Raw genomic sequence first — 12,017 nt, 5'->3', positions numbered from 1 at the left:
CAAAACCCTCGACACCCCACAGGATCGCATCCAGATCAGGAAACCTTATTCTCTTCAACAACATAGAAAGATGGGCATTATGAAACAGGATTGTAGTCATCCGCCCACTCGGCGATGGCACTGCGGGCATGATCGAGGCCGAAGAACAGGCTCTCGTTCAGCAGTTCGTCCCGCATCCGGCCGTTGAAGCTCTCTACATAGCCGTTCTGCATGGGCTTTCCTGGCGCGATGTAATGCCTGGACCTTATGATCCTTCGACCAGGCAAGAATGGCGTTCGAGGTGAACTCCGTGCCGTGGTCAGAGACGATTATGCCGGGTTTGCCACGCCTCTCGATGAGGGTCGTCAGTTCCCGCGCCACGCGACGCCCAGAGATGGAGGTGTCGGGGATAGCGGCCAGGCACTCGCGCGTCACATCGTCGACGACATTGAGAACGCGGAAGCGCCTGCCGCAGGCTAACTGGTCATGCACGAAATCCCGTTATACGATCCTTTGTAATCTCAAGCAGACGGCTAGCGATTACCGAAGGATCAAAATCTGACAAATCGCAAGAAAGGTCGTGAATTCCCCCCAACGGAAATGTCTTACCGATATTCGCCTCCGCTTTCGCCACAGCTTCTTCTATCGCATCAGTCAACACATCCACGTCGAGATAATCCAAGCTAATGAAATTATCGCTGCGCAAACTCATTTTCTTGTTTTCGTAATCATTCGTCACCGTAACAAGCCCAGCTGCGGCCATCTCGAACGGAGGATAGCTAGGATGCGGCGAGATCATTAATGAGACCCCAACGGAGGCTTCGCTAAGCAAACGAGCGTAGTCATTCAGTGACAGTTTACCTTGGACTTCAGCACTGACGATGGGCTTAGCCAATTCAGGGTCATACGCCTCGCCGGCCGACACGATACGCCATTTAGTCGAGAGTTCCGGATTTCGCCGTTGCCACGAAGCAATTGCCATGCAAATCAATTCGAAGCAATTTCGGGAAGCACTTGGACGACCATAGAAAAGCAGGATACGTTCCTTTGGCCTCGCAGTAATAGCATGACGAAGTGTATCGTTCATAGAGTACCGTACAACATAGCCCTCGGCCATCATTCCACGGCCTATCATAAATTGAGCTAATTCCTCGGAATTGATAAGAGCAATTCCATCGGTCAGATTATTATAAGTCGAACCCGCCAAAGCGAATCTTGTTGACCAGGGATAGAAACCAACCTCAAAGTCCTGAACAAAATACAGCTTAGGCTGACTTAAGCCGAAAAAGGCCCTTTGTAGCTTCAAGATTTTCTCTGCGTATTTGTCTGTCCACCAGGCAGTTGTCATAAATATATCGCCAGCGCGAATACCAATGCTCCTAGTAGATCGTCTGTCAAAAACGTTTACAATAGTTTTGCCCATGTGATCGTAAGGGCTATCCGGCGATACGACACAATAGTCAGGAAAGTTCATTGAAGCATGCATATCGACCGGGCTATGCGTGACAATAATTCTGAAATCTACATCGACCTCCATTTTTTCGCAAATAGCTCTAAATATTTTTAGAGCAGTTGAAATCCCGCCGTATGTCTCCTCCGGTTTAATAGTCGGCAGGACCAAATTGAATCTGATTTTTGCATTAAGATCTCTTCGACCTAAAACAGGAACAACTTCTCCATATTTGTCGAAGTAATTTGCGCGACGGATTTCGTTGCCCAGCAATGCTTGACTAGTGCGCTTTGCACAGCTGTCTAGTTCATCGGCTGAAAACACGGGCACCAGCCGGTCCGCGGCAACATGCTTTGCTACGCCGACCTTTGACCAGGCAAGCCCGACACTTTCGCAGAAATAAAGCACTGACCTTTCTATTGCATGAGCAAGGGTTCCATCATACTGGCCTTCCTCTGAAGGAAAATCAGCCCAGCCGAGTTCAAGGTCTAGTAGAGGCTTCAGAGCCTTTGATCTGCCCCAGAAAAACGAACTTGAAGGAAATTCAAGAACGAAGCTGCTATCTAGCTTTATGCCTGCGCGACTGAGCAGCGATTTTGCATTGGTGTAATTGTAACCCCAGTTGAGAAGGTTTCTAATTCCCGGAAAATGATCAGCGAACACGATCCCCGTATTCGCGTTTTTCAGCAGATACAGGATGGACCGTATGTTTTCTTCAGTTCCTAGAATATTGTCTAAGAGGTATTCGCGCCATCCTTCGTGCGCGCTTCCATAGGGAGATTTCTTTGAATGGACGTGTAGAAAGTATTCATATCGTTCGAATACTTCCTTGAAGCCAACAAGCATTGGAGCGATATCCCGGCCGACGTTAGGGAACACGTCTACAGTGACTGAGCCGTTTCGATAGTGTTCAAGGATACGCAATAGCTCTCGCTTTTTCTCATCGCTGTCAGTTGAGATAAAAAGATCGGCGGCAACGGGAATCTTCTCGAACTCAGCCATGAGTTCGCTTGCCAGATCCGCGTAGTATATGTGCGCTATAACCGCGACACGATCCGGCAACTGGTTAACTGCCGCCTCGAACCCGAAAGGCAATTCAAGTACGTAATCGGTAGCATCGGACGGACGAACCGCCGTGACTGCACCGATATCGTTAATCAGATTTGAAGGGACACTATATCGTTTGAGACCGGCCGGAATCGGCCGCGCCGGATTCAAAGAGATCTGTCTAGACGTTATCGATTTCAGGTGTCGCTCGATGGCATCAACCAACTCAGGAAATTTTTTTAGAGCCGATTCCCAACCGGAAACGTCGACACCAGGCAATGTGTCTCTAAGAGCTTGCACCTTGATAAAGGGAAAGCCTCTCGTTAGTAGATCACGCCATTGATGTAATGTAGGATTCTCTCCTGCATTGTATCTTTTGGAAGGAAAGGCTACTTCAGTTCTTAAATTACTGTTTAAATAGTGATCATGCGTTGATAGCTCGTATTGATGTATCACATGATTCTTATCTTTGTAGCTGTTAACGTTTTTCCAGTAGTTTTGAATTGTTGTCGACCTCAGGCCTTCGTTTTTCAGGCCGATGAAATATGACATCATGTGATGCCTATTCTCATAGCTATCAGTCAGGGCAAATATGTCGCTATCACCCTCGAGAAATTGATCTACAACGTTTTTCAACTTTTGAGTAGATGTAGGGCCGTAAACACTATCATTAGTTAGGATAAGCGACTTCGCCCTCCATAACCCTGGTAGGGACGCCAGAGCGGTTGCCCAAGCCGCAAAATCCCAACCATGATTTCGGCGAATAATCAGCCCGTCACTTTCCATTATTGCGGCCGGCAGCGGGGCGCACAGTCCCTCTGTCACTACAATAGCGATCATCGACAGCCCGCATTTTCTGAGGGCGTTGAAGTATCTCAGTACATGATCAGCGATCTGCCCGTTCGCGGAATAGGTTACAAATAGGCAGAAGTCTTTGCCCTCAAAAGATTGCGGAAAGTGACGCACTTCGTAAGGAATCTGCAAAACGTGACAGATCTCTGATCTTGGTCCAGGCTCCGATGTGGAGCGCCCTTCAAACCGACCAGCGGTAAGATAATGCTCCAGGGGGTTTTGGTTGGCCGCCTTCACATCCAAATAGTTAAAGAGATACCATTCGGAATCGAAGTCAGGATGAGGATCGCGTCCCTCATACTGCCCCTGCATGACATAATTCACCAACGGATTTTGGTTATTGTGCCTCAGAGTTTCATGCTGACTAAGATACCAAGCCGAACTAAAAAATAGATTCGGATCCCGCCCTGAAATCCCGCCCACCGTTAGATAATCCACAAGTGGGTCATCAGAAACGCAATCTTTACCTGCGTATTTTTCCGCATACCATTTAGCATCGAAGAGAGGATGTGGGCTTCTTAGCTGTACTGAGCCTGCACACAGATAGTGTGTGAGCGGATTCAAGCCCGCCTCGCGTACATCGGGATTGTTATGCAAATACCACTTAGCGTTAAAAAGCGGATGGGGGCTACGAACTTCCACTGCACCATGGGCAACAAAATGCAGGAGCGGCTCTAACCCTGCATTCTTGACGTCGGCATTCGTCTGCAGATACCAATTTACGTTAAAAAGAATATGAGGATTTCGCCCCTCGGACCAACCGCGGGAGATGTAATGGTACAGGGGATTTACCCCCGAAGATCTTACATCAGGATTGCAATCGAGATAGAATGACACGTCGAAAAAGATCGATGGGTCCCGACCTTCGCGCCAACCATAGCGCAAAAAATGCAGCGCCGGGTCCATTCCTGATTGCTTAACATCCGGATACTGGCTCAGGTACCAAGCACGATCAAAGTACCGTGAAACCGCCTTTTTTATTTTCAGCTCTTTAAGAAAAGGAATCTTTTCTGATGCTACATTGAAAATTTTTTGAACTTGCTTCAATTTTTTCTTCAAGGTGTTTTTCCGTTCAGTACGCAGTGCAAACAGCTAACGCCATATTGGGCGCACTCTTAACAAGTTTCTGCTCAAAGGCGATATGTTTTTCGACGGTGTAATTCAGCCGGAGTGAAATGAGGATCGAAAAGTTGTGGCTACGGGGACATGTCAGGGTAGAAGATCCCCCTCAGATGTTTCGTGCTTACGGATATGTCGGCCGTCCTCATGCTGTGGTCTCATCGGGATATCCCGATTCCATCGGGGGAGGCATCCACCTCGATGAGTTCCTAAAGCGCGTCGTGATCTTGCAGATTCGCCTAATGCGCTTTAGGCGGTTGTTTTCCGCGAATGTCCTTGTCGCAATACTGCGGCACACATTTGCGCGACATGCCGGTGCGGTTCACTTCAAGACCTGCCAAAGATATCATCAAGGCGGCGCACCAAAGGTGTCGATGCCGGATCGATACTCCTCAGAAGTGCCGTTTGAATCTTGCCGGTTTAGCGATACCGTCGGTCTTCCGGGCGACCCCCGGAAGACCGACAGCTTGTGATCACGGATATTACTTTTGATGGTCGAGAAGGGAATGCCGGTGATCAAACTCGGGGAGAGTCATGGTCATGGTCGCGCTATCACAGCATCAATCAGTTCACCAGTTGTCCCAACTAACGAATTCGCTTCCGGTCGTCCCGAAATAGAATCTACCAATGTAGTGCTAGAGTGAATCGACAGTCTGACTGGAGCCGACGGCGGTAGGTCAGTCCACGGTTTGTTCTTAATTTTGGGGCAACTCACTCATCGCGCCCCCCGCCCTTCGTCATTTCTCGCACTAAATCTCGGATGATCACACGTTTCACTTCAGGTTTTTTTTTAATCGACGCTAACAAGGCTCTCAAACAACGAGAGAACAGCGCAGCTTTTTGGAAAACGATGGAGTGATTAGCGGAATCTCCGATATGGATGTCAATCGAGGGCACCGGAGCAATATTAGATAGATGTAAGTGATCGATCCAAAAGTGGCTTTCATAAGGATTATTAAACTCGGAAGCAGAAAAAATTGCGGCCGCCATCCCACTTCGTTCGGCCGAGCGGTACAGCTCCGCAATGTCGTATAGATGTTCTGGAGTGTGTTGCGTAGCGAGCGAAGGCGCCACATAGAGGCGCTTCTTTATACGTCCATCTGCGAATGTTTGCGGGGAACACGCAAGGACGTCGATGTGCGGGATAAGTCCCCCCATAGCCAATGCCGCATACCCGCCGGACGATTGGCCGAACGCCAAGCAATGCCGATTCGCAACGTGTCTATTTAGAAAATTTCTTATTCCTGAGATATGAGGCAAAAGATCTGACCCGTCGTACCACCAGCTACTAGTGTCCTGAAAGTAAAATACGCGAGATGATACCTCTCTGGCAGCAGACAGCATGGAAAACCTCTCCAGATTGCCGGCGAATATTACTAGATCAGATCGACTTCTATTTTCTCCTTCAAAAACCACGCAACCAAGTCGATCCGAGAGTAGATTCAGCTCGTGAATAATTTGACGAAGTTCTCCCAGATCTATGCGTGACAGAGGGGTCGATGAATATTTTAGCTGCACCCCACCATCGACGGCGTCTTCAAATTGCACACTCACTGGCTGTAACCCTTGGAATCTTGTTTACGGAACAACTAGCCGGTCTTTCCCAAAATGCAAAGAAGCCTTTCTGCATAGCTTTTTTTGGTGCCATCGGTCATGATGCAATACATCCTTCATGCCAACGCCGACGGACGTTATCGCCATACGCATTGGCAGGATTCGGTGTCACGGTCACGCGCTCGAATGTATCGGCCGACACTAAACCCGCTTGCTTTCGGGTCCGGTCCCGTTCCGCCAGACCCGCTCGAGTCCGGCGACTGCCGCCTGGTCAGAGCCACGAGCATCGATATTGTAGACGGGCGCATACGCATCAGGAGCCCGGCGCAGCTCTATCGGTAACCTATTCCGCAGCCGACAGCATCGGAAACCGGAATGTTCCTCGCTGCCTGTTGGTAGATGTATGCGTTTATGGTGATGATATTTTCACGTCCGGTTGGACCAAGGGTATTGTTCTGACTGATGTCAATCGGTCAAACATCGTGCGTCCGCAGGTCACTGGTCGTAGGAACCTTCCTGCCGGGGGGGGGTAGCGCAGTACCTGAATATGACATCTGGGATTGAGATCGTCGGCAGTTATCCTCCGACATTCTGTAACCGCCCGATTGCTACCGCGGCGATTTTGCTTTGATGCGAGCGACGAGCTGTTCGTCGTCGACAAAGCTGTCGAGGAAGTCGTTCCATTCGTCGGATGAGCGGCGAGCGTGGGAGAGCATCTGCTCTAGTTCTTCCATGCCGTCGTCCGTGAGCGCGGTGATGGATTCGTCGTCCCCGGTGTAGACGGTAATGATGTTACCGTAGCTCAGATTATCATCGTTGGAGACGATTGCCTGAAGAAGCTCCGGATCTTCTTCGAGAACCTCGGCGACGAATTTGATTGTACGGACGTAGGTGACTGTTGCCATCAGGCTGCCTCAGCGGAGATTTTGGCGACCGGCGACCAATTCCATGGCAGCAGTTCGTCGAGTCGATTGATCTTGTGATCATGGATGCGATCGAGCACGTCGGCCAAATAGGCTTGCGGGTCAAGACCATTCATCTTTGCCGTCTCGATGATCGTCATGGCGCGTGCCAAGGTCTCCGCTCCCGTGTCAGCTCCTGCGAAGAGCCAATTCCGTCTTCCGACGCCGATTGGGCGCAGTGCCCGTTCGGCGGCATTGTTGTCGATCGCAACGCGGCCGTCTTCGAGGAACAGGCAGAATGAAGACCATCGGCTCAAACCGTAGCGGAAAGCTGTCGCCAGATCGCCCTTGCCGGGAATGCGGGTCAGTTGAGCTTCAGCCCAGTGGCGGAATGCATCGACCTTTGCCTTGCTCTGCCGTTGACGCACGGCAAGGCGGATCTCGGGAAGTTGCCCGGCAACATCCCGCTCGATGTCGTAAAGCGCTCCGATACGATCGAGAGCCTCTCGCGCGATCTCGGACTTGTTCGACGTCCAGATGTCGTGGAAGTCACGTCGCCAATGCGCCCAGCAAGCTGCCTCTCTGAAGCGAGATGTCCCATTCTCTCCAGGGGAGTATAGCTTGCTGTAACCTTTGTAGCCGTCGGCCTGAAGAATGCCGCTCGAATGCTTGAGGTGCCGGTGGACGTGCTCTTCTTTCCAGTCGGGAGCAAAATAGTAGACTGCACCAGGCGGCGAGGTACCCGCCCAGGGACGTTGATCGCGGACATAGGTCCAGATCCTGCCTTTCTTCACGCCTTTGCCCAACCCCTTGTCTCGCAACGAACGATCCAGCACCCGGATCGGGGTGTCGTCGGCATGAAGGAGGTCACTTGCCATGATCGCCGTTTCGATCCGGTCGATCACAGGCTGAAGGACCCGCATGGCACGACCACACCAATCGACCAGCGTGCTGTCGGGAATGTCGGCGCCCATGCGAGCAAAGATTTCGTTCAGGCGGTACAGTGGCAAATGATCGTCAAACTTCGAGACCAAAATGTAAGCAAGAAGGCCGGCGCCCGCCATGCTGCCCGGGATCGGGCGGCTGGGTGCTGCCACCTGCACCAACTTTTCGCAGCAGCGGCAGGACTTCTTCAATCGAACAACCTCGATGACTTTCATCTGCGCGGCGATCATGTCGAGGATTTCGCTGGCATCCTCGCCGACGAGACGTAATTCACCTCCGCATTCGGGGCAGCACGAGCCGGGATCAAGTTCTCTGCGCTCGCGAACTGCCTTGTCTGACACACGCGGACGTCGGCGCATGATCTTTTCCGGCGCTGTTACAGCAGTCGCGGCAGACACTGCCTCCTCAGTCTCGTCGACCGGCCCGGTATGGCTCTCCGCCGCGGCGATCAAAAGATCCTCAAGCGCCAGTTCCAACTGTTCGATCTCACGCTCGATCTTTTCGGAAGACTTGCCGAAGACCTGTTTCTTCAACTTGGCGATACGCAGCCGCAACGTTTGGATCAACTGGTCGTGCGCTTGCAACGTGGCCGACATCTTCGCGTTTTGCGCCTGCAAACTGGCAATCATCGCCTTCAGAAAGGCGGGATCGTCCGGAAGATTTGTCGTCGCGTTCGGCATGAACCTGACTACCACAAGTCAGGAGGAATTTCCATAAAAACGAGTGGTTTCAGAGGGATAAATTCAACCGACACGGGCCGGAGGCGCACCCCAATCGGGACGACGCCAATCGATCCCTTCCCACAACATCGCCAGTTGGGCCGACGTCAACCGGGCTGTCCCATCGGCCGTCGAAGGCCATGGAAACCGCCCCTTCTGCAAGATCTTGTAGTACAGGCAGAACCCCTGGCCATCAAAATACAGCAGCTTCAAACGATCACCACGTTTACCGCGAAAGGCGAACACCGCCCCGCCCGTCGGCTTCTGGCGCAAAACGTCCTGCGCAAGCGCAGCTAGGCCTTCTATTCCTTTGCGCATGTCCGTGATCCCGCACGCGAGATAGACCCGAACGCCCGTGCCAGGTCCGATCATGCCGCCTCCACCGCCCGGATGAGCCGCGTCAGGGCGCTCGTGTCCACCGCACTGTCGAAGCGAAGGATGCGACCGCAGCTCAATCGCAGTTCGATCATCCGGCAGTCGCTCTCCTTGTCTTCAGGAGTCTCCACGGCATTCATGTCGACGGGAATGAACAATGCATTGGCAGACGCCGGGACCAGCCCCTTCTTTTTGAGCTCGCTTCGCCAAGCGTATATCTGCTGCCGCGTTAAATCGTGACGATGAGCAACCTCTGTGATCGTGGCTCCAGCAACCCCTACCGACATGACAATCGCAAGCTTGTCTTCTTCGCGCCACCGCCGTCGACGTTCCTGCCCAAGAATTTCAACGCGCATCGCAATCCTCGCCTAAGACACGTCGCTAACGACGTCGTTAAACACGTCTCTTAGGCCATCAAGGCGTTAGGCGGCAGGCGGTGCCAATCGGGCGGTTACTACATTCTCGGCCATTCCATCTACGATCATCATCGATCGCCCCGGAATCGACCAGTGTGTGACCGCTATCAAATCCATCGGCGAGGTCGAAGATTTGATGATTAATACTCCAAATTTCGTCGCTGTCGACACAGGTGTGAGCGCGGATTACTCGACCACACGTCCTTACGTGAAGGTCGCTGGCGGTCATATCAACTGCTTCACTTACGGCGTGCATCTCCAAAATGCGCCTCAGTCAAGCATTAGTGACCTTTTGATCTACAAGTTCCAAGATACCGTGAACGACACGGTGGCGGTCGTATTCGATAGCTGCGACGACAGCAGCGTTAAAAACATGGCGCTCATCAACCAAGCATCGGACGCAACGACAGATGGTCAATGGAACGGGATCATTGTGACTAACTCGGTTCGGTGCACGATTGATGACATTCGCCATACTGCACCGTCAAAGACGGATATCCTGAGTGGCACGACAACGCTCACGCGTACCAGTCGCATCAAGCCTGAGGGCTCTTATCTCAACGCGACCGTTCAGACCTACGATGACGCCTTCTTCAGGTACCAACGAGTATTTTGGCGGCAACAAGACGATCATCAATAAGCAGAATTCTGCTGGCGTCGTGGTCGCGGGTTCGCCCACCGTCATTGCCGTGCACGGCCCTATCAGCGTCAACAAGGGTGAACGATACCTCGTTCAGGTTTTTGTTAACGCGGTCAAGGGAGCAGTCGCGGGTGAATTCCTGACGACGATCAACGCGCCGGAAAGCGGCGGTGCGGCGGCCAGTTTTGGGGCTGGGAGATCATTCCTGCTTGAAAGAGGGCCGCATGCGGCCCTGGTAAGTGTGGCGCAGTCTGTTTCGGGGGTTCTAACCGTGACTACCACCGGTTCACTCACGTTTCAGCTTCTTGGCACGTCTACCGGAAGCAATTCGGACGTTGTTGCGGGGGAGGCGCAGATGAGCGTTGTTCAGTTATAACTGCCGGAAGGTAGTCTAGGACGCCTTCCCTAAAATCATGACATCCTGGCCTTCTGCGGGGTTGGAGTGAAGGCCTGACCATGCACCGTAAAGGCGATTGGTTAGCGCCATTCCGCTCGATGCCAACATCTGTCCCCATACTTCGTCTGTGAACGCCACAGCGCCAAGAGGGACATCAAAATTGTTGATCCGGCAACCTGGGGAAATTTCGTGCTCAAAGCGCAGATCGAAAATCGTCAGGTTCGTACGTCGGGCAGATTCGAGGATTGCATCATCGTAAATGAAGGTGGTTGCATATACCAAGCCGTCATCCTTAAGAACCCTGCGGAATTCTCGTAGATAGTGCTCGACATCCGCTTGATAGAGGTGGGTGAAGACTGAAAAGAGGAATATCCGGTCGATCGATTTGTCCGCGAGCGGAAGAACAATATCGGCGGTTTTGGTGTCGCCGGCTGAATTGTGTAGCTGGTCCTCAACGTTATAGTGGATGAACTGGAAGTTCCGATGTCGTGCACCGATATTGTTCCGACACCAGTCAATTGAACGGCCAATGATATCAACGCCCGCGTAACTTCCTGTCGTCAGATATTCAGACAGGGGGATGGCGTCACGTCCTATTCCGCATCCGATCTCGAGAACGTTGTGGTGTGGTTGGATGTCAATCCACTTTTTCAGATTCGCTTGGTGAGAATCGGATATCTCGACAAAAGTGTCTGGCCCGCCACCGGTCATCGCCATCAGATCGATGGGAATATCGTATCCCTTGAAGTTGAAAACGGGCTGGACTGGCTGGACTGGCGTATCTTGAATTGGAGAGGAACTAGCGACTTCGATCTTTTCCGTGGAAGATGATCCAATCAACTTCCTTAATAGTGCTTTCACGATCATCGAACGTTAGCTCCCTCTCCAATAATCTTTATCTTTAGGTGCTGTTCGCCCCTAGAAGTTGAGCGATAAACCAGAAAGCTAGTTTCGGTACAACGGCAAAATACAGTAATGGGCGAGTTTTTCGCGACAGTATGACTGATAATATTCTGAAACCCTGCAGCAATCCATACCCGGTTAGCGCCGGCTACGTGGCAGAGATCGTGTTCATCCGATAGCCGAACGAAAACATTGCATACCCTTTAGCCCCGCCATCGAGCGGGGTTTTTCTTTATCCAACAACAAGGTGAACCACATGAACCGACGCATCAACGCGGCGGGCCTTGCGCTCATCAAACAGTGGGAAGGCCTGAAGACGAAGGCCTATCGGGATGTCGCTGACGTCCTGACGATCGGCTACGGCCACACCAAGCGCAGCCGGTGCCCAGTCGTGACGCCGAACATGGTGATCACCGAGGCGGAGGCCGAAACGATCCTGCGTGCTGATCTGGCCAAGTTCGAGGAGCGGGTCTCGCGCTTGGTCAAGGTGCCGCTGACGGACAACCAGTACGCCGTGCTCGTGTCCTTCGATTTCAACACCGGTCGCCTCGGCAAATCGACGTTGCTGAAAAAGCTGAACGCCGGTGACTATGACGCTGTCCCGATCGAGCTGATGAAGTGGGTCGGTAATCCCCCCGTTTTCAACGGGGCTCCGCGGTAGAATTCACGCGGCGATTTTCAGTTTCTGTGCGGGCGTGATGCCGCCGATGCCCATATTG

The 12,017-nt window shown here is 52.1% G+C and carries 10 protein-coding genes and 1 pseudogene; 3 read left to right on the top strand and 8 right to left on the bottom strand.

Annotated elements, in window-relative coordinates; translation table 11 throughout:
* Positions 1-89 precede the first annotated feature (89 nt).
* The 7 genes and pseudogenes from ABIE33_RS35730 to tnpA all read right to left on the bottom strand — a co-directional run.
* Positions 90-477: pseudogene (locus ABIE33_RS35730) on the bottom strand (integrase core domain-containing protein); the annotation flags it as partial.
* Positions 464-3,262, bottom strand: a complete 2,799-nt coding sequence (locus tag ABIE33_RS35725; protein WP_429133830.1) for a rhamnan synthesis F family protein — start codon at positions 3,260-3,262, stop codon at positions 464-466. The pseudogene ABIE33_RS35730 and the gene ABIE33_RS35725, both read right to left, overlap by 14 nt.
* A 1,896-nt stretch (positions 3,263-5,158) precedes the next feature.
* The gene (locus ABIE33_RS35720) at positions 5,159-6,001 is read right to left on the bottom strand and encodes a hypothetical protein (RefSeq protein WP_429133829.1); all 843 of its coding nucleotides are present in this window, start codon (positions 5,999-6,001) and stop codon (positions 5,159-5,161) included.
* A 608-nt stretch (positions 6,002-6,609) separates the two neighbouring features.
* Positions 6,610-6,906 carry a hypothetical protein gene (locus ABIE33_RS35715; protein ID WP_429133827.1) on the bottom strand — a complete coding sequence of 99 codons (297 nt, stop codon included), beginning with the start codon at positions 6,904-6,906 and terminating at the stop codon, positions 6,610-6,612.
* Positions 6,906-8,528: an IS66 family transposase gene (gene tnpC / locus ABIE33_RS35710; protein WP_429133826.1), complete on the bottom strand. Its 1,623-nt coding sequence runs from the start codon at positions 8,526-8,528 to the stop codon at positions 6,906-6,908. The genes ABIE33_RS35715 and tnpC overlap by 1 nt, the downstream gene beginning before the upstream one ends.
* A gap of 63 nt (positions 8,529-8,591) precedes the next feature.
* The gene (gene tnpB / locus ABIE33_RS35705; protein WP_429133824.1) at positions 8,592-8,939 is read right to left on the bottom strand and encodes an IS66 family insertion sequence element accessory protein TnpB; all 348 of its coding nucleotides are present in this window, start codon (positions 8,937-8,939) and stop codon (positions 8,592-8,594) included.
* Positions 8,936-9,298 carry an IS66-like element accessory protein TnpA gene (gene tnpA, locus ABIE33_RS35700; RefSeq protein ID WP_429133822.1) on the bottom strand — a complete coding sequence of 121 codons (363 nt, stop codon included), beginning with the start codon at positions 9,296-9,298 and terminating at the stop codon, positions 8,936-8,938. Before tnpA ends, tnpB begins: the two co-directional genes overlap by 4 nt.
* Positions 9,299-9,455: 157 nt before the next feature.
* On the opposite strand from tnpA, the gene ABIE33_RS35695 reads away from it, so the two are divergent.
* Together ABIE33_RS35695 and ABIE33_RS35690 are read left to right on the top strand one after the other, a co-directional pair.
* Positions 9,456-9,998 carry a hypothetical protein gene (locus ABIE33_RS35695; protein ID WP_429133821.1) on the top strand — a complete coding sequence of 181 codons (543 nt, stop codon included), beginning with the start codon at positions 9,456-9,458 and terminating at the stop codon, positions 9,996-9,998.
* Positions 9,940-10,374 carry a hypothetical protein gene (locus ABIE33_RS35690; RefSeq protein ID WP_429133819.1) on the top strand — a complete coding sequence of 145 codons (435 nt, stop codon included), beginning with the start codon at positions 9,940-9,942 and terminating at the stop codon, positions 10,372-10,374. Before ABIE33_RS35695 ends, ABIE33_RS35690 begins: the two co-directional genes overlap by 59 nt.
* Positions 10,375-10,389: 15 nt before the next feature.
* On the opposite strand, the gene ABIE33_RS35685 is transcribed toward ABIE33_RS35690, so the two are convergent.
* Positions 10,390-11,262, bottom strand: a complete 873-nt coding sequence (locus ABIE33_RS35685) for a class I SAM-dependent methyltransferase (RefSeq protein WP_429133817.1) — start codon at positions 11,260-11,262, stop codon at positions 10,390-10,392.
* A 292-nt stretch (positions 11,263-11,554) separates the two neighbouring features.
* Between ABIE33_RS35685 and ABIE33_RS35680 the strand changes: the two genes are divergently transcribed.
* Complete coding sequence (locus ABIE33_RS35680; protein ID WP_429133816.1) at positions 11,555-11,959, top strand: lysozyme; 405 nt, start codon at positions 11,555-11,557, stop codon at positions 11,957-11,959.
* Positions 11,960-12,017: the final 58 nt, after the last annotated feature.

The sequence above is a fragment of the Ensifer sp. 4252 genome, from assembly GCF_050434565.1.
In the GTDB taxonomy this organism is placed as follows: domain Bacteria; phylum Pseudomonadota; class Alphaproteobacteria; order Rhizobiales; family Rhizobiaceae; genus Ensifer.
This window is presented reverse-complemented; position numbering and strand designations above follow the sequence as displayed.

What these genes read in the sequence shown, in the direction of transcription:
- ABIE33_RS35690 (WP_429133819.1), top strand. Translation starts at nt 9,940, where the DNA reads ATGACGCCTTCTTCAGGTACCAACGAGTATTTTGGCGGCAACAAGACG.
- ABIE33_RS35725 (WP_429133830.1), bottom strand. Translation starts at nt 3,262, where the DNA reads ATGGAAAGTGACGGGCTGATTATTCGCCGAAATCATGGTTGGGATTTT.
- tnpC (WP_429133826.1), bottom strand. Translation starts at nt 8,528, where the DNA reads ATGCCGAACGCGACGACAAATCTTCCGGACGATCCCGCCTTTCTGAAG.
- ABIE33_RS35685 (WP_429133817.1), bottom strand. Translation starts at nt 11,262, where the DNA reads ATGATCGTGAAAGCACTATTAAGGAAGTTGATTGGATCATCTTCCACG.
- tnpA (WP_429133822.1), bottom strand. Translation starts at nt 9,298, where the DNA reads ATGCGCGTTGAAATTCTTGGGCAGGAACGTCGACGGCGGTGGCGCGAA.
- ABIE33_RS35680 (WP_429133816.1), top strand. Translation starts at nt 11,555, where the DNA reads ATGAACCGACGCATCAACGCGGCGGGCCTTGCGCTCATCAAACAGTGG.
- tnpB (WP_429133824.1), bottom strand. Translation starts at nt 8,939, where the DNA reads ATGATCGGACCTGGCACGGGCGTTCGGGTCTATCTCGCGTGCGGGATC.
- ABIE33_RS35715 (WP_429133827.1), bottom strand. Translation starts at nt 6,906, where the DNA reads ATGGCAACAGTCACCTACGTCCGTACAATCAAATTCGTCGCCGAGGTT.